A 20357-nucleotide genomic window follows, 5' to 3' on the forward strand; every position below is an offset into this window, starting at 1 on the left:
GACTGTGACAGACGGTACGAATACAACTCAATATGGTCCTAAAGGCATGACCATTAATCCAGGTACGAATGAAATATCTCTTACCGATAAAGGCTTAAACAATGGTGGTAAAGTCATCTCCAATGTAGCGAGCGGTGGTGATGTTGATACTAATGCGGCGAATATCGGTGATGTGAAGAAAGCAGCTGCAGCATCTAAAACGACAGTATCTGTTAATAAGAAAGATACAGAAACTCCGAATTTGGTGCTAGAAAAAACTGTAGATCCTGCTGATGGTCATACGAATTACGATATCAAATTGGCTGATAAAGTTGATTTGGGTAATGGTAATATTGTTCTTGATGGAACTGATGGTAGCATCAAGGCTAAAGGTAATATTACATCCGAAGGCACTGTAGAAGGCAAAGATCTTAAAGCGACGGTTTATCTAATAAGACTTGGACTCGCGGACAGGCTCCTGTGAGCGGTCAAGCAGCGACAGAAGACCAAATCCAAGCGGTAGATACTCGTGTAATGGCCGTAGAAGATAAGGTAGCAGACTTCGGCTGGATGGCAAAGAGCAGTGCTATAGGCACAGGCCAAGCGACAGGCAATAATACAGCAACTAAAGTTGGCGATAAAACGGAAGTAGAATTCCGTGCCGGTGATAACCTCACTATTGACCAAACAGGTACTACTTTCACGTATTCCTTGAATAAAAATATGACAGGCCTTGAAAGTGTATCCGTAGGTGATGTGGCAAATGATAAACCGGGCGTTGTATTGAACGGTGCTGACGGCACTATGGGCGTACGCGGTAAAGATGGTGCGAATGCATCTATCACAGCGGCTAAAGGTGCTGACGGATTGACAGGTACTGGTGCTGGTAAAGATCGTATCGTTTATGAAACGAAAGACGCAGCAGGCAATCCTGTAAAAGAAACCGTAGCGACTATGAATGATGGTTTACATTTCGCTGGTGATAATGGGAATACAGTTATCGATAAGACCTTGAATGAAAAACTTGAAATCGTTGGTGGTGCTGATGTAGCAAAATTGTCCGATAACAATATCGGTGTTAATGCAAAAGACGGTAAGTTACAAGTACAATTAGCTAAAGATTTGAATGGTTTGTCTAGTGTGGAAGTGAAGGACGATAATGGTGCATCTACTGTTATGAAAGGTGACATTATTAAAAGCAAAGATGCAGCAGGAAATACTTCTGTTGTAAATGGTTCTGGCGTGACTATCACACCTGCTAATCCGCAAAATCCAAATGCTGGTACAGTGTCTTTAACTACTGAAGGCTTGAATAATGGCAACAATCAAATCAAGGGTGTTGCAGCTGGTACAGCAGATACAGATGCGGTTAACCTTGGTCAATTGAAAAAAACTAATGCTCAGCTTGCTAATGCAATTGCTAATGTTGAATCCGAAACACAACAAGTAGGCGCTCATGCGGCGGCTATGTCAGCGTTGAAACCAATTCAATATGATCCATTGGAACCAACTCAAGTTATGGCTGGATATGGTAACTACCGTGGTAAGAGTGCAGCAGCATTAGGTCTTGCTCATTATACTAATGAAGATACAATGTTCAACGTGGGTGTTTCCGTAGGTGGACGTCATAATATGATCAATGCCGGTTATACTCACAAGTTTGGTAACAGCGATGCTAAAAAAGCTGTACCAGAACGCTACAAAGGTGGTCCAATCAGCTCCATTTATGTGATGCAAGATGAAATGACCTCTTTGAAACAAGAGAATAGTAGACAGAAGGAAGTATTGGATAAACAACAAGCTGAAATCGAATCGTTGAAAGCTATGGTTAATAGTTTACTAGCAACTAAAGGTTAATAACTAAATATAGTAATTAAAATGATGATTTCGTTATAACATTCTTGTAGTGTTATCCGATGTCGTAAAGGAAAAAGGTTCCGTAGGAAGTTGATGGCCGATAAGCCGCAACTGAAATACGGAACCTTTTTTGTTGTTCAAATAAAAAAGTCAAAATATTTTGAAAATTTATCTTTTGACCTATTGACTTTTTGACTTTTAAGGGTTATTATAATGTCGTAGGGTAAATAAACCCAGTAAAAATAGTATTAGTCAAATAGTTAAACTCTATGATGTATGAGGGGGTAAAATATATGAACAACAACTTTAACAACTTTGGTAATGAATTTTCTAGCATGAATGATTTGTTTAATCAATTGATGGGTAATATGGGTGGTTATTCCACAGAACGACGTAGTTATAAGATTAATGGTCGCGAAGTAACTCCAGAAGAATTTGCGTTTTATCGTCAAACTGGTCGATTACCATCTAATGAAGAAATGCAAGCTGCTCAAGCTGCGCAACAAGGTAAAATTAAACAAGATGGTATCCTTGCTCGTTTGGGGACAAACTTAACTCAACAAGCTCGTGATGGTAAACTTGATCCTGTAATTGGTCGTAATAAAGAAATCCAAGAAACAGCAGAAATCTTAGCACGTCGTACTAAAAATAATCCTGTACTTGTAGGTGATGCTGGTGTTGGTAAAACTGCAGTAGTAGAAGGCTTGGCACAAGCTATTGTAAATGGTGATGTTCCAGCAGCTATTAAAAATAAAGAAATCATTTCCATTGATATTTCCGGATTGGAAGCTGGTACTCAATACCGTGGTTCTTTCGAAGAAAATATTCAAAACCTTATTAAAGAGGTAAAAGCCGCTGGCAATATTATTTTGTTCTTCGATGAAATTCACCAAATTTTGGGTGCTGGTTCCACAGGTGATGGTCAAGGGTCCAAAGGCTTGGCAGATATCTTAAAACCTGCTTTGTCTCGTGGTGAAATGACTGTTATTGGTGCTACAACACAAGATGAATACCGTAATACAATCATGAAAAACGCGGCTCTCGCTCGTCGTTTTAATGAAGTCAAGGTAAATGCGCCATCTGCAGAGGATACTTTCAAAATCTTACAAGGCATTCGTCCATTGTACGAAGCGCATCATAATATTGAATTGCCAGATGCGGTGTTGAAAGCAGCTGTAGATTATTCCGTACAATATATTCCACAACGTAGCTTGCCTGATAAAGCTATCGATTTAATCGATGTAACAGCAGCTCACTTGGCATCTCAACATCCTGTAACAGATATTAAAACATTGGAAGCCGATATTGCAGATGCTAAAGCAAAACAAGAGGAATATGCTCAAAAAGAAGACTATGAATCTGCGATTAATGAAAAAATGCGTATTCAAAAGTTACAAGCAGAGCTTGATAACCATACAGAAAATCAAAAGGTAGTGGCTAAGGTTAACGATGTAGCAGAAGCCGTTGAAAGAATGACAGGTATCCCTGTATCTCAAATGGGAGCATCCGATATCGAACGCTTGAAAGACATGAAATCTCGTTTAGAAGCTCATGTAATTGGTCAAGATAAAGCAGTAGAAGCTGTATCTAAAGCAATTCGTCGTAACCGTGCAGGCTTTGACGAAGGTAACCGTCCAATCGGTAGCTTCTTATTCGTAGGTCCTACTGGCGTAGGTAAAACAGAATTAGCTAAACAATTAGCTTTAGATATGTTTGGTAACAAAGATGCAATCATTCGCTTGGATATGTCCGAATATAGTGATCGCACAGCCGTATCTAAATTAATCGGCGCTACAGCTGGTTATGTTGGTTATGAAGATAACTCTAATACATTGACTGAACGCGTACGTCGTAATCCTTATTCCATCGTATTATTCGATGAAATCGAAAAAGCAGACCCTCAAGTTATTACATTACTTTTACAAGTATTGGACGATGGTCGCTTAACAGATGGTCAAGGTAACACAGTAAACTTTAAAAATACTGTTATCATCGCTACATCCAATGCAGGTTTCGGTTATGGTAATGACAGTGATGATGAAAATAAAGTAGATGTAATGGAACGCATCGCGCCATTCTTCCGTCCAGAGTTCTTGAACCGTTTCAACGCAGTTATCGAGTTCAATCAATTAAGCAAAGAAGATTTGAAAAAAATCGTAGATTTAATGCTCGATCAAGTTAATAAGACTTTGGCTAAGAAAGACATTACTCTTGATGTAACTGATGCAGCTAAAGAATTGTTGATGGAACAAGGGTATGATAAAACTATGGGCGCTCGTCCGTTACGCCGTGTTGTGGAATCTGAAATCCGAGATAATGTAACAGATTTCTACTTGGATAATATCGATGTAAAACACTTGCTTGCTGATGTTAAGGATGGACACATTGCAATCTCTGAAAAAGCAGATTCCGATGATAGTAAAGACCAAGATAAGGCTGAGAAATAAACAATAGACGTATAAGTGTCGGAATAATCATTTGACAAATCTGAATAAAGTAGTAATATTAATAGCATAATTATATAGTGAGTATGCAAGGGAGCCTATTATATAGGCTGAGAAAGGGCTGCGAGCACCTGACCTTTATACCTGATCGGGATCATGCCCGCGTAGGAAGCACGCTAATACTTAATACGGGTATCGATCATTTTGTTCGATACCCATTTTTGCATACCTAACTATATATGTCTTTTATATAGGAGGATGTAAAAATGTTTATGACACAATTGGAATCGGCTGTAGCTGGCGTAGTTACGAAGGAAATGAAAGTAGTCGCGGAAAAAGAACGTATGGATGAAGAGGTGTTATGTTCCCTAGTGGCAGCAGGAAAGGTTGTTATTCCTTGTAACAAGCAACATACTAGCATTTCGCCTGAGGGGATTGGTAAGCGTCTAAGAACTAAAGTCAATGTTAATTTAGGTACATCGAAAGATGTCACTGATTATGATAGTGAAATTGAAAAGGTTAATCGAGCCATTCGACTTGGAGCAGAGTCGATCATGGACCTTTCAACTCATGGTGATACTCGTATTTTTAGACGTAAATTAATCGAGACATCGCCAGTAATGATTGGTACGGTGCCTATCTATGATAGTGTTATTCATCATCATAAAGATTTGGGTGAATTAACGGCTCAAGACTTCTTGGACACTATCCGATTACACGCTCAAGATGGTGTAGATTTTATTACTATCCACAGTGGTATTACGAGGAAAACAATAGATCAAATCAAGAATCATAAACGGTTGCTTAATATTGTTAGCCGCGGAGGTAGTTTGGTATTTGCGTGGATGAGCATGACAGGCCATGAAAATCCATTCTACGAATACTATGATGAAATCTTAAAGATTTGCAAAGAATATGATGTTACGTTGTCTTTAGGTGATGCTTGTCGTCCAGGTTGCTTGGCGGATGCCACTGATGTGTGCCAAATTGAAGAGCTTGTAAGGCTTGGTGAATTGGCAAAACGAGCGAAACAATATGGTGTACAAGCTATGATTGAAGGACCTGGGCATGTACCTTTACATCAAATACAAATGAATATGGAGATACAAGAGTCCTTGTGTGATGGAGCGCCATTCTATGTGTTGGGACCGCTCGTCACAGATATTGCTCCAGGCTATGACCATATTACGGCTGCTATTGGTGGCGCTGTAGCGGGTATGTATGGTGCATCCTTCTTATGCTACGTTACACCAGCGGAACATTTAGCCTTACCAAATGCAGATGATGTAAAAGACGGAATTATGGCTTTCAAAATAGCGGCGCATGCTGCAGATATTGCTCGTGGTATTCCTAATGCAAGAGATATAGATGACACTATGGCTAAGGCACGTCAAGTTCTCGATTGGGAGGCACAATATGCTTGTGCCCTTGATTCGGAACGGGCTCGTTCTATTCGTGAAAGTAGAGCACCGGAGGAAGACCATAGTGAAACCTGTTCGATGTGTGGCAAGTTTTGTGCTGTACGCAGTATGAATAAAGCTTTACAAGAAGAATATATTGATATTTTATAAGCTTTTTCATATGGGAGGTCATTATGGATTTGATTGTTAATGGAGAGCCAAAGTATGTTGTAGGTGAGCAACTTCATTTGATTCTTGATGAATTAGGCTATTCTGGTAAACACTTTGTAGTTGAGCTTAATGGAGAGATTCTTAGTAAGGAAGCATATACAACCACTAAATTAACGGCTGCTGACAGATTAGAAATCGTTAGCTTTGTAGGAGGTAATTGATATATTGGATACATTTACTATAGGTAATATTGGGGTAGGGCCTATTTTTTCTACACAGACAAAACCCAATGCTAATCCTGTAGGAATTTCTTATGTATATTGGGCAAAGCAATTTAGTAAGTTTCCTATTGTTGCTATTGGGGGGGATTAAAACGACAAATACTGATATCGTTTGGCAAGCGCATCCCGATTTTATTTGTGCCGTTTCTGAAATAACAGAATCGGATAATATACAAAATACTATTTATGAGCTCATGATGGGATATAGTAGGGTCAGATAAAAAAGAGTATACATACAAACCACAAGATTTTAATCTTGTGGTTTTTGTATTTATAAAATAATTTTGTAGATTTGATAAATATCCTTGCTAAGATATAGGTTTATTTAGTATAATCGTATCATTAAATTCGATATTCTATAGAATTTATAAAATAGATGAAGATGGAGAGGTAATAGTATATGTCTCATTATGTAGATTTAAATAGTGATTTAGGCGAAAGTTTTGGTAATTATACATTAGGTATGGATAGTGAAGTATTAAATCACGTAACGAGTGCTAATATTGCTTGTGGTTGGCACGCTGGAGATCCTCTTATTATGGATGCGACTGTTTGTATATGTAAAGAAAAAGGAGTTGCCGTAGGGGCGCATCCTGGTTATCCAGATTTGATGGGATTTGGTCGTCGTGCGATGGCAGTAAGTCCTGCTGAGGCAAAAGCCTATATGATATACCAACTGGGCGCACTACAAGCTTTTTGTGATAGCCATGACCTTATTTTACAGCATATGAAGTTACACGGTGCCTTTTACAATACAGCTTGTGTTACGCCTGTAATAGCTGATGCAATTTTAGATGGTTTACAAGCAGTAAATCCCAAAATTGCGGCTATGGTATTGAGCGGTAGCTATATTGCTCAAGAGGCACAGCGACGAGGTATTCCTGTTATACAGGAGGTGTTTGCCGATCGTGGCTACACAGAGGAGGGAACATTGGTTCCTCGTACAGAAGTAGGTGCTTTCATCAAAGACCCACAAGAGGCTTTAGACCGAGTTCTCATGATGGTTACAAAGGGTAAGGTTGTTACTAATACGGGGAAGATCATTGATATTGTGGCTGACTCCATATGTGTTCATGGAGATAATCCTGAAGCGATAGCTTTCACAAAGTATATTCGGGAAGGGCTATCAAAAGCTGGTATAACGGTGGCGAATTTTCAACACCGATAACACTATTAAGAACATTAAAATAAATGCTTAATTAATACTAACAGAAAATACGAATATAAGTATTAAAAGCAAGTATGAGCTATAAGCAATAAGTATAACATAGATTAATTATTATTTTGGAGGTTCCTATGAAACCAATTACAGGTAAAGCGAGTTTTTCTGTCCTATTAGGGGCAGCTTTCTTAATGGCCACGTCATCTATTGGGCCTGGCTTTATGTTGCAAACAGCAGCGTTTACAAATGAGTTGAAAGCAGACTTTGCATTTGCTATCGTTGTATCCGTTATTTTCTCTATTATTGCACAGCTTAATGTGTGGACAATTATTGGCGTATCCCAAATGCGCGGTCAAGATATTGCGAATAAGGTATTACCAGGCCTTGGGTATATAGTGGCATTTTTAATTTCCCTTGGTGGATTAGCCTTCAATATCGGTAATATTGGTGGTGCTTCTATGGGCCTCAATATTATATTTGGTATCGACACAACAACAGCAGCCGCTATTAGTGGTATTTTGGGCATCTTACTATTTACATCTAAGAAGATGGGTGGTGTTCTAGATAATACGGCTAAAGTACTCGGTACGGTTATGCTCGTCCTCATTGCTTATGTAGCATTTTCAACGAATCCCCCGGTAGGGACAGCAGTGACTCATGCGATAGTACCTACGAATTATCCGTGGCTTGCTACGATAACTCTTATTGGAGGGACCGTAGGTGGCTATATAACATTCTCTGGTGGTCATCGCCTTATTGATGCTGGTATTACAGGGCAAGAACATTTAAAGGATGTACGTCGTGCAGCGATTATGGGCATGTCTGTTGATGCGCTAGTTCGTATATTATTATTCTTAGCTGTTCTTGGTGTGGTATCTATGGGATTTGTACTAGATGCTAAAGACCCAGCTGGTTCTGCTTTTCTTTTAGGAGCTGGTGAAATCGGGCATAAATTATTCGGTATAGTGTTCTTCTGTGCCGCATTGACCTCTGTAGTAGGGGCTGCCTACACATCAGTATCCTTCTTAAAAACATTGTTTAAGGTGGTAGAACGAAATGAAAAATTGACTATTATGGCATTTATCTTTATTTCCACATGTATCCTGATTTTTATTGGTAAACCAGCATCTCTATTGATTTTAGCCGGTTCTGTAAATGGGTTAATATTACCTGTTACATTGGCAGTTATGCTTGTCGCAACTCATAAATCTGAAATCGTAGGAATATATAAACACAATAAACTTTTATATTATACAGGGTGGATTGTAGTGCTCGTAACATCTTACATTGGTGTTACATCTTTAAAAGGCATTGCTAAGTTACTAGGTTAATTAATTATCTGTGAAAGCACCATTACGTTCGTCTTGAATGTGATGGTCCTTTCTAGTTATAGCAGGAGGTACATATGAAACCTACAATTTCACCTGTAGGGGATTGCGCTATCTCTATTGATTTTGGTCAAGCAATAGATCCAAAGATTAATCGACAAATCCGACAAGTTATAGAGCAGATTAAACTCTTACAGCTAGATGGAATTATTGAACTAGTTCCTACATACTGTGCATTGCTTGTTCAATATGATGCAATGGTATATACGTATTCCGACATTTGTAGAACTATTAATCCTATATTACAAGAATCTGTAACAGACAGCGCAAATGAACGTGTTACGATTGTTGAAATCCCGACCATATACGGTGGCGAGTATGGTCCAGATCTAGGCTTTGTAGCCTCTCACAATCATATAAGTGAAGCTGAGGTTGTATCCATTCATAGTGGTACTGATTATTTGGTTTATATGTTAGGTTTTATTCCTGGTTTTACTTACTTAGGTGGAATGGATCCTCGCATTGCAACTCCGAGGTTGTCTTCGCCAAGAACTTTGATTCCTGCCGGGTCTGTAGGTATTGCAGGAGAACAGACTGGCACATATCCATCAGATTCTCCAGGGGGATGGCAGATCATTGGGCGCACACCTGTGACTATGTATGATATGTCTAAAAAACAAGCTGCATTATTAAGAGCAGGGGACTACGTTCGTTATGTGCCCATCGATGATACTGAGTTTTATCGCATCAAATCTTTAGGTTCAGCTTATGTTCCTGTTGTACATGAAGTAGAGGTAGGTGATTTGCGTGGCTTTAAATAGTTTTAAGAAAGCTTCAATCCACGTAGATGGACCAGGGATGTATACAACGATTCAAGATGCAGGACGAGTTGGCTATCAACAATATGGTATGCCTGTAGCGGGTCCTATGGATAGTGAAAGCTATCTATTGGGGCAGGCTTTAGTAGGAAACAAGGAGCCTCTAGGGGCTTTAGAGTGTACCGTATTACCGCCTACACTAACGGTTCAAGGTACATGTATTGTTGCTTTTACAGGGGCTGATATGCACCCCACTATTAATAATATAGTCGTGCCTCGATACATACCTTTTATATGTCACGAAGGAGATATTATTTCTGGTAGCTTTAGCCAATGTGGCGTGCGTATGTATATTGCTTTCTCAGGCGGTATTGATGTTCCTACTATTAATGGTAGCGTATCGACTCATACAAAGGCTAAGATAGGTGGCCTTGAGGGGAGACCGTTACAAGCAGGTGATCAGTTTGGCATTAAAGCATTTACTAGAGACGAAGTGAATGTGTGCGACTTCTATGATGGTCATAACTTATTCAATATCGCCTTATATAACCGCGGCGGCCGTGAGTGTCACGAACCTTTGCGTGTTGTTCTCGGAAATCAAGCAAAGTATTTTACAGAGAAAGGGATTAAGACCTTTGGTAGTAAAATATATACATTGACTGTACAATGTGATCGCATGGGCTTTCGCTTGGATGGCCCTGTTATAGAGCATATAGATGGTGCGGATATTATCTCCGATGGCGCTGTATTTGGTTCTATCCAAGTTCCTTCTGATGGAAACCCTATAGTGCTCATGGCAGATCGGCAAACAACAGGTGGCTATACAAAGATTGGTACTGTGATTACGGCAGATTTACCTAGGTTAAGCCAATTACCAGTGGGGGATGGAATTCATTTTGATATCGTATCTGTCGAAGAAGCACAAGCGATATATCGTACATATATGAAACGCTTACATAAGCGCATACAATTAGCACACGAACAAAGTGTATATGCCTTTAATGTAACTCAATTGGTTTTCCCTATTTAATTATATAAACTAGCAATAAAGCTATCTTGTAGATTGTTATTTCTATGAGATAGCTTTTTGTTATGTAATGTAAGATGAATTGATGAGGTGGTGGGAAAATATAATCTTATAAAACAAGTTTAAAATAATGATTATGAATTTATATTCATTTTATCTCTTCGTTATGGTATAAAATAAGCCCGTATTTTATATAAATTTGTGATATGAATCACTATAAAACGCATTAATGCTGCATTTGTGCGCTATGTAAAATTATGAATAAAAAATGAAAAAGCTTGATAGTGTATTAAAGGTTTTGATATACTTATAATATTGAAAATTTTGGAATTCTCGTATGACTTACCATATGATAAAACATCGAGGGAGCATTAATATTACTATAGTTTATAGGAGAAAGTATGAATAAGATTTTTAAAGTGGTTTGGAGCAAATCAAAAAACTGCTACGTAGTAGTATCTGAGTTCGCTAAAAATAATAGTGGCAAGAAGAAAATTGTTGTATCAGCAATCTTGGCTGTATTAGCAATGACTAATGCTAGCATCACTATGGCGGCAAATACTTTGCCTACAAATCTGCATGCAACAGCAGTAGGCTTGGGGGCTGGTGCTTCTGTTACTGGTGATAAAGCTGTAGGTTTCGGTCAAAATGCAGCAGCTGCTGGTGGATATTCTATTGCAATAGGTTCTAATTCTAGTACCAGTGTTAACAGTCCACAAGGAATCGCTATTGGTGGGGGTAATACTGCTAATGAAGGTGCAAGAGTAATTGGGGAGCAAGCAATTGCCATTGGGGGAAATACAATAGCTCAAGGTAACTCTTCTATTGTTATTGGTGGCGATGATGTAGTTAAAGCCGATGGTGTAAATGTTATTTACACTACGAATAATGGTGAGAATAAAACTGGGGATTTGCGTAGTGCGGTTCAAAGCTTAACAGGATTTGATATGAGAAGCCCACTATATACATCGGCAACGGCTGGTGAATCCGGTATCACATTAGGCATGAAAGGTCAGTCAGGTAATGTCGGTATTGCCATTGGTACAGGTGCAAATGCGAAGGATCGTTTGGCGGGAACTGATACTGGAGCTACTGGCCAAGACAATAAAGATGTAACAAATGCTATTGCTATTGGTACAGGCGCTAGAGCAAATCGTGATAATGCTATTGCCATCGGTGGTGGTTCTAACACTGATGTAGGCGGTACAAAACAATCTAGCTATACTTTGCCAAATAATGTTGTTGCTTCCTGGGCTGGTGGTGATAAAACATTGCCAGGTGACGTTGTATCTTTTGGTTCTAAAGGGTATGAACGTCAGTTGAAACATGTGGCTCCTGGCGAAGTAAGTGCTACTTCCACAGATGCAATTAATGGCTCTCAACTTAGCGCTATTGTAGACCAAATCGCTTATAAATATATATCTATAAAATCTTCTGATGCTGCTAATAAAGATAATACTGGTGCTACGGCAGCTAATTCTATTGCTATTGGTCCAAATGCCGCAACAGACGGATCTGCGAGTCGTTCTGTAGCTGTTGGTGATGGCGCTAGAGGTAAAGTAGTAGATGGTGTAGCTGTTGGCTCAAAATCTACAGCTGATATTGCTTCAGGTGTAGCGGGGTATAATGTTAATACTAGTCGTACAGATATATATGCTGGTTTAAGTGGTGCTGCCTTAACATCTAAATTAGGTGGTGTTGCTGTTGGTACGACAAACCAAACACGTCAAATTAACTATGTTGCTGCAGGTACTGCTGATACAGATGCAGTAAACGTGGCACAGTTAAAGAGTGTTAATCTAGCTTTTACAGGTGATACTGGTACAGGCGATGTGAACCTTGCTAATAGTAAATTGGCTGTAAATGGTGATAATACATACATTAGCACTACAGCTAATGGTAAGAAAATTACAGTTTCTGGTAAAAAGCAAGATATCACAGTAGCAAATGGTAGCGCTACAGCGACTGCTGGTATGGCGGATTCTGCCAACGTAGCTAATGCGATTAATCAAGCAATTGATCAAAATAAATATGGTTGGAATCTTTCTGCTAATGGTGAAGCTACACCAGTAGCGGTTGAAAAAGGTAATACAGTAGATTTTTCTGGTGACGATAATGTTGCGGTTGCTAGAAATGATAAGAAAATCTCTGTAGCTTTGAAAAAAGATCTTTCTAAATTAAACAGTGCTTCTTTCAATAATGCTGGCGGTAATGAAACTGTAAAAATTGATGGTGATAAAGGTATCAATGCTGGAAATTTGAAAGTTGCCAATGTAGTAGATGGTGTTGCTGATAAAGATGCTGTCAATGTATCCCAATTGAAAAAAGTTGACGATAAAGCTGAAGCTAACAAAACTGCTATTGATACAAATAAAACCGCAATTGCTAAAAATGTAGGTGACATTACAACAAACAAAACAGATATTGCCACCAATAAGGACAGTATTGCTGCGAATACGCAAAAAATTGCTGACAATAAAACTACAATAGATAAAAATACTGGTGAAATTGCTACAAATAAAGGGGATATTGCTTCTAATAAAGCTAATATTGCTCAAAATACTGCTGCTATCGGTCGTAAGATTTCTTTAGGTGGTAACTCTGGTTCTACCGATGAAAAATCCTTGAACACAGGTGATGTGAAATTCAATGTGAAAGGTGAAAATGGTCTTACTACGGTTGCTAATGGCGACGATGTGACTGTTAAACTCGATGATGTAACTAAAAATAAACTCGACAATGCAGCTGATCGAGACTTGAGCAATTTGACTCCTAATGGTAAACAACAAGTTAAGGACTTAGCAGCTTGGAATGTAGTCGCTAATAATGAGACGGCTGAAAAGGTTGAAGGTAATAACACTGTTAAGTTTATTGATGGTGATAACATTTCTATTACTCAAAATGGTAAGGACTTCACCATTTCTGCTAAGAAAGATGTAACCTTTGATACGGTAACAGCTACTCAAACGATTACAGCACCAAAGGTTAAAGCGACAACTGGGGTTGAAACTCCTCAAGTAACAGGCTTGACTAACACTGTATGGACTCCGGGCCAAACACAACCTGTATCTGGTCGTGCAGCCACAGAAGACCAATTGAAACATGTTGATGATCAAGTAGCAGGAAACAAAGCCAAGATTGCTGATAATACAGATAAGATTGGCAGAAATGCTGATGCCATTGCAGATAACAAGCAAAAAATAGCTGACAATAAAACGGCAATTGATAAAAATACTGGCGATATTGTTACAAACAAAGGGGATATTGCTTCTAATAAAGCTAATATCGCTCAAAATACTACTGCTATTGCCCGTAAGATTTCCTTAGGTGGTAACTCTGGTTCTACCGATGAAAAATCCTTGAGCACAGGTGATGTGAAATTCAATGTGAAAGGTGAAAATGGTCTTACGACTGTTGCTAATGGCGACGATGTGACAGTTAAACTCGATGATACGACTAAAGGTAAAATCGAGAATGCAGCTGATCGAGATTTGAGCAATTTGACTCCTGATGGTAAACAACAAGTTAAGGAGTTAGTAGCTTGGAATGTAGTCGCTAATAATGAAACGGCTGAAAAGGTTGAAGGTGGTAATACAGTTAAGTTTATCGATGGTGATAACATTTCTATTACTCAAAATGGTAAAGATTTCACCGTTTCCACTAAGAAAGATGTAACCTTTGATACGGTAACAGCTACTCAAACGATTACAGCGCCAAAAGTGAAAGCGACAACTGGGGTCGAAACACCTCAAGTAACAGGCTTGATTAACACTACATGGGTTCCAGGTCAAACACAACCTGTATCTGGTCGTGCAGCCACAGAAGATCAATTGAAACAAGTTGATAATCAAGTGGTAGAAAACAAAGCCAATATTGCTGATAATATAGATAAAATTGGCAAAAACGCTGATGCCATTGCCGACAATAAACAAAAAATTGCTGACAATAAAACGGCAATTGATAAGAATGCAGGTAATATTGCTACTAATAAGGACAATATTGCTGCGAATAAAGCTGATATCGCAGCCAATACAGATAAAATTGGTAAGAATGCTGATGCTATTTCAGATAATAAGCAAAAAATAGCCGATAATAAAACTGCAATTACTAAAAATACTGGCGACATTGCTACAAATAAAGGGGATATTGCTTCTAATAAAGCTAATATTGCTCAAAATACTGCTGCTATCGCTCGTAAGATTTCTTTAGGTGGTAACTCTGGTTCGACTGATGAAAAATCTTTGAGCACAGGTGATGTGAAATTCAATGTTAAAGGTGAAAACGGTCTTACTACGGTTGCTAATGGTGACGATGTGACTGTTAAACTCGATGATGCGACTAAAGGTAAAATCGAGAATGCAGCGGACCAAGACTTGAGCAATTTGACTCCTGACGGTAAGCAACAGATTAAGAACTTAGCAGCTTGGAATGTAGTCGCTAATAATGAGACGGCTGAAAAGGTTGAAGGTGGTAATACTGTTAAATTTATTGATGGTGATAACATTTCTATTACTCAAAATGGTAAAGACTTTACCATTTCTACTAAGAAAGATGTAACTTTTGATACGGTAACAGCTACTCAAACGATTACAGCGCCAAAGGTTAAAGCGACAACTGGGGTTGAAACTCCTCGAGTAACAGGTTTGACTAACACTGCATGGACTCTAGGCCAAACACAACCTGTATCTGGTCGTGCAGCTACAGAAGACCAATTGAAATACGTTGATGATCAAGTAGCAGAAAACAAAGCCAATATTGCTGATAATACAGATAAGATTGGCAAAAATGCTGATGCCATTGCGGATAACAAGCAAAAAATAGCTGACAATAAAACAGCAATTGATAAAAATGCAGTAGATATTGCCACTAACAAAGACAATATTGCTGCGAACAAAACAGATATTGCTACTAATAAGGATAACATCGCAACCAATAAAGCTAACATCGACAAAAACACGACAGCTATCGGTCGTAAGATTTCTTTAGGTGGTAACTCTGGTTCTACCGATGAAAAATCCTTGAGCACAGGTGATGTGAAGTTTAACGTAAAAGGTGAAAATGGTCTTACTACGGTTGCTAATGGCGACGATGTGACTGTTAAACTCGATGATGCAACTAAAGGTAAAGTTGACAATGCAGCTGATCGAGATTTGAGTAATTTGACCCCTGACGGTAAGCAACAAGTTAAGGACTTAGCAGCTTGGAATGTAGTCGCTAATAATGAGATGGCTGAAAAGGTTGAAGGTGGTAACACCGTTAAGTTTATCGATGGTGATAACATTTCCATTACTCAAAATGGTAAGGACTTCACCATTTCTACTAAGAAAGATGTAACTTTTGATACAGTAACAGCTACTCAAACGATTACAGCGCCAAAGGTTAAAGCGATAACTGGGGTTGAAACTCCTCAAGTAACAGGTTTGACCAACACTACATGGGTTCCAGGTCAAACACAACCTGTATCTGGTCGTGCAGCCACAGAAGACCAATTGAAACACGTTGATAATCAAGTAGCAGAAAACAAAGCCAATATTGCTGATAATACAGCTAAGATTGGCAAAAATGCTGATGCCATTGCAGATAACAAGCAAAAAATAGCTGACAATAAAGCTGCAATTGATAGAAATGCTGCTGATATTGCTACCAATAGAGACAATATTTCGACGAATAAACAAAATATTGCTGATAACAAAGCGGCCATCACTAAAAATGCTGGCGATATCGCAGCCAATAAAGCTAATATTGATAAAAATACAGAAGCTATTGGTCGTAAGATTTCCTTAGGTGGTAATACTGGTTCAACCGATGAGAAATCCTTAAGTACAGGCGATGTGAAATTCAATATTAAAGGGCAAAATGGTATTGTTACTGAAGCTAATGGAGACGATGTAACTGTCAAATTAGATGATGCTACGGCTAATAAAATCAACAATGCAGCAAATACGGATTTGAGCAACTTAACAGATGCTGGTAAACAACAAGTTAAAGATTTATCCGCATGGAACGTAGTAGCTAATGGTAATACTGCCGAAAAAGTTGAAGGTGGCAATACAGTTAAGTTTATCGATGGTGATAACATTTCCATTACTCAAAATGGTAAAGACTTCACAATTGCTACTAAACAAGACGTAACTTTCAATACTGTAAAAGCAAATCAAACCATTACAGCACCAAAAGTGAAAGCTACAGAAGGTGTAGAAACACCTCAAGTAACGGGTTTGACTAACACTGCATGGACTCCGGGTCAAACACAGCCTGTCTCTGGACGTGCCGCCACAGAAGATCAATTGAAACACGTTGATGATCAAGTAGCAGAAAATAAAGACAAGATTGCTGATAATACAGCTAAGATTGGTAAAAATAGTGATGCCATTGCGGATAACAAGCAAAAAATAGCTAATAATAAAGCTGCAATTGATAAGAATACAGGTGATATTGCTACTAATAAGGACAATATTGCTGCGAACAAACAAAATATTGCTGATAACAAAGCAGCCATCACTAAAAATGCTAGTGATATTGCAACTAATAAGGATAACATCGCAACCAATAAAGCTAACATCGACAAAAACACGACAGCTATTGCGCGTAAGATTTCCTTAGGTGGTAACTCTGGCTCTACCGATGAAAAATCGTTGAGCACAGGTGATGTGAAATTCAATGTGAAAGGTGAAAATGGCCTTACTACGGTTGCTAATGGCGATGATGTAACTGTTAAACTCGATGATGCAACTAAAGGCAAAATTGATAATGCTGCAAATCAAGATTTGAGCAACTTAGCAGAGAATGGTAAACAACAAGTTAAAGATATATCTGCATGGAATGTAACGGCTGCTGGTGGTACCATTGAAAAAGTACAAGGTGGGGATATTGTAAAATTCCAAGCTGGTGATAATCTTGTAGTTAACCAAGACAGAACTACTTTCACATATGGCTTGGCTAAAGACATGAAAGGTCTAAACAGTGTTACCGTAGGAGATGAAAATGGTGTATCTACTAAGATCATTCCTGCAGGTACAACAGTGAAAGATGCAGCTGGTAATTCTACTGCAATTAATGGTGGTGGTATGACTATTACTCCGGCAGATGCAACAGCTAGCCCTGTATCCCTTACTGTAGACGGCTTAAATAATGGTGGCAACCAAATTCATGGGGTAGCGCCTGGCACAGCTGATACTGATGCAGTAAATGTTAGCCAATTGAAAGCATCTAATGCTGGTTTACAAGAAGCTGTTAACCGTGTTGGTACTGAAACACAACGTGTTGGTGCTCATGCGGCAGCTATGGCAGCATTGAAACCAATTCAATACGATCCATTGGAACCTACACAAATCATGGCTGGTATTGGTAACTACCGTGGTGAAACTGCAGGGGCTATCGGTATTGCTCATTACCGAACCGAAGATACGATGTTCAATGTAGGTGTTTCACTTGGTACTAGTCACAATATGGTAAATGCAGGTGTAACACATAAATTTGGTGGCAGTCGTGAAAGAAAAGACGCTATTCCAGAACGTTATAAAGCAGGCCCTATTAGTTCTGTTTATGTAATGCAAGATGAAGTATCTAGTCTAAAAAAAGAAAATAGTAATCAAAAAACTGTTATTGCTAATCAAGCAGCACGTTTAAATACATTAGAAGCTGAAAATGAACGTCAACGTCAAGAATTGGCTGAAACCAAACAAGGTTTAGATGACTTGCGTGCCGTAGTAAATCAATTGTTAGCCTCTAAAGGTTAAGCATTGAGAACTAATTTTGATAATAGTCTAAGATAGTCATTTGCCTGTAAAGCTAAAGAACCTCTTATACACTGTTGTACTTGATAGGGTATATACATTTCGCATAAGAGGTTCTTTTTTGCTATTTTGATATAAATTCTTATTTGAAACACATAACATATGAATGACTTCTCATATGTTGTATGATATAATACAATAGATATAAGAGGTGAAGTAATACCTTTACTATATGATCTTACATGAATAGGAGATAGGATGTTAGACCGTATACAACGATGGCTTTCAATAGATACTATGTTGCCTGTTGCAGAACGATTAGGACCTGTAGGAACTACGAAGCAACTATATGGTAATTATTTAAAAATAGCTTGGCCAGCTACCTTACAAGGTTTGATGTTACAATTTATGACGGCCATCGATTTGGCGATGGTTGGTGCCTTAGGTGCGTCAGCGCTTGCTTCAGTAGGCATTATGGGACAACCTGAGATGGTAATGCTCATCTTTTGTCGAGCTTTATCTATAGCCGTGACGGCAATTATAGCTCGTCGTCATGGTGAAGGTGATGTAGATGGCATGAATGCTGTACTTAAGCAGTCTATTTTATTGAATTTTTTAATTTATGTACCGTTATTATTGATATGCTTCTTGAACTTAGAGCATATTCTACGATTTACGGGGGCTGAAGATAGCTATATTGAAACGGCTGTTTGGTATGGTCGTTTCATAGTTATTAGCTTAATCTTTCAATCCTTTAGCCAAATCGTAGGGGCTGCACTCATTGGATATGGTAATACCAAGGTCATTTTTAAATCTAATGTAGTAGGGAATATTTTGAATACGATAATGAATTTCTTCTTGATTTATGGTATTGGTTTCTTCCCTGAACTTGGCGTTATGGGGGCAGGTGTATCCACTATGATCAGTAGTGCTATTATTGCATTATTGTTGTTGCGTACGATTTCACAACATACTTCTACTGGATTAACATTGCGCCATCCGTCGAAATGGATGTTTGAAAGGCCCGTATTACATACAATGTTTCATGTCGGTGGCAGTTCTTTAGGGGAACAGTTCTTTGAGCGGTTTGGTATGTATACATACACTATGATTGTTGCCTCCTTAGGTGCGGTACCTTTAGCAGCACATTACGTATGTATGAATTTAATGGATATATTTTATTATTTTGCGATGGGTCTTGGATTTGCAGGTGCATCACATACGGGTCAAAGTCTTGGACACAAGCGACCGGATATTGCACGTACTTATGGTAAAATTGGTGCCCGTATTGGTCTAGTCGTGGGCCTTGTAAGTGCATTAATCTTTATTGGCCCTGGTGATTTTTTAGTACAGTTATATACTCGTGAAAGTGATGTTGTTACACTTTCAGCCGCTTTGATGGGCATTATGGCTATCGCAGCATTCCCTCAAGCATTACAGCAAGTATATTCCGGTGTGTTGAAAGGGGCAGGGGATACATATTATATTATGAAATATTCCCTTGTGAGTGTAGCGATTATTCGTCCTATTATTACATATTTATTATGCATTACATTAGGTTTAGGGCTTTTTGGGGCATGGTTATCTTTGTGCTTTGATCAGTCTCTAAGATTATGTTGTTCTTATTTGAGATTTATTCGAGGAACATGGCAACATAAGGTTGTTTAATGAGATGTAAATGATTCTTTTTCACATTGAAAGTTTTAGAAGGATTCATGAAAAAGAAGTGAATAAACTCTTGTCTATTAAAAATTTTTGATGTACAATACGTAATGTGAAAAAAATGACACATTGGGGAATGTGTTATCTGACCAGAAACTTCTGATTTCACGTATATATGTAAGGGATATACATATGAAATGATAAAAGCTTCCTTAGTGCATAAGGGAGCTTTTATTCGTTCAATTATAGTTAGATTTATTAGTATTTATAATAATGATTTTGATGAACTTATAAAACCAGTAATTTTATTATTGTTAGAGAATCTTAAAAAAGATAAATAGTATTATAATTTCGGGAATGTAATATGTGCAGAGAATCGCAGTGATTCGGCAATAGAGAGGGTTTAAATATTTATATTTATAATATTTATAGATAGATATAACTAAAAATTCATCAAATATTCATGAAGAATATTGAATTATATTGAAAAAT

11 protein-coding genes, 1 pseudogene and 1 riboswitch are annotated in these 20357 nt (G+C 38.3%); all 12 genes and pseudogenes read left to right on the plus strand.

Going from position 1 to position 20357, the window contains the following annotated elements:
* Positions 1-463 (plus strand): hypothetical protein (locus tag E6X37_RS10025; RefSeq protein WP_316689777.1); only part of this gene is annotated, 463 nt, incomplete at its 5' end.
* 614 nt (positions 464-1077) lie between these two features.
* Positions 1078-1836: pseudogene (locus E6X37_RS10030) on the plus strand (YadA-like family protein); the annotation flags it as partial.
* A gap of 293 nt (positions 1837-2129) precedes the next feature.
* A complete protein-coding gene (locus tag E6X37_RS10035; protein ID WP_278618757.1) occupies positions 2130-4283 on the plus strand; it encodes an ATP-dependent Clp protease ATP-binding subunit in 2154 nt (717 codons plus the stop codon).
* A gap of 77 nt (positions 4284-4360) precedes the next feature.
* Positions 4361-4468, plus strand: a riboswitch (TPP riboswitch).
* Positions 4469-4546: 78 nt separating this feature from the next.
* On the plus strand, positions 4547-5851 hold the full coding sequence (gene thiC, locus E6X37_RS10040) for a phosphomethylpyrimidine synthase ThiC (RefSeq protein WP_316689779.1): 1305 nt from the start codon (positions 4547-4549) through the stop codon (positions 5849-5851).
* 23 nt (positions 5852-5874) lie between these two features.
* Positions 5875-6072 (plus strand): sulfur carrier protein ThiS, encoded by a 198-nt coding sequence (gene thiS, locus E6X37_RS10045; RefSeq protein WP_008602700.1) that lies wholly within the window; start codon positions 5875-5877, stop codon positions 6070-6072.
* A gap of 4 nt (positions 6073-6076) precedes the next feature.
* Positions 6077-6223: a thiamine phosphate synthase gene (locus E6X37_RS10050; protein ID WP_287526835.1), complete on the plus strand. Its 147-nt coding sequence runs from the start codon at positions 6077-6079 to the stop codon at positions 6221-6223.
* Positions 6224-6532: 309 nt separating this feature from the next.
* Entirely contained in the window at positions 6533-7300 is a 768-nt protein-coding gene (locus E6X37_RS10055; RefSeq protein ID WP_316689780.1) for a LamB/YcsF family protein, read from the plus strand.
* Positions 7301-7428: 128 nt separating this feature from the next.
* On the plus strand, positions 7429-8625 hold the full coding sequence (locus E6X37_RS10060) for an NRAMP family divalent metal transporter (RefSeq protein ID WP_316689781.1): 1197 nt from the start codon (positions 7429-7431) through the stop codon (positions 8623-8625).
* A 74-nt stretch (positions 8626-8699) separates the two neighbouring features.
* Positions 8700-9443, plus strand: coding sequence for a 5-oxoprolinase subunit PxpB (gene pxpB / locus E6X37_RS10065; protein WP_221741290.1), 744 nt, complete (start codon positions 8700-8702; stop codon positions 9441-9443).
* A 37-nt stretch (positions 9444-9480) separates the two neighbouring features.
* Positions 9481-10470: a 5-oxoprolinase subunit C family protein gene (locus E6X37_RS10070; RefSeq protein ID WP_394802679.1), complete on the plus strand. Its 990-nt coding sequence runs from the start codon at positions 9481-9483 to the stop codon at positions 10468-10470.
* Between the two features lie 398 nt (positions 10471-10868).
* Positions 10869-18206 (plus strand): ESPR-type extended signal peptide-containing protein, encoded by a 7338-nt coding sequence (locus E6X37_RS10075; protein WP_316689783.1) that lies wholly within the window; start codon positions 10869-10871, stop codon positions 18204-18206.
* Positions 18207-18461: 255 nt separating this feature from the next.
* The gene (locus tag E6X37_RS10080; protein WP_155086416.1) at positions 18462-19871 is read left to right on the plus strand and encodes an MATE family efflux transporter; all 1410 of its coding nucleotides are present in this window, start codon (positions 18462-18464) and stop codon (positions 19869-19871) included.
* Positions 19872-20357: the final 486 nt, after the last annotated feature.

It is taken from the genome of Veillonella parvula (assembly GCF_032550495.1).
Classification (GTDB): Bacteria; Bacillota; Negativicutes; order Veillonellales; family Veillonellaceae; genus Veillonella; species Veillonella parvula_G.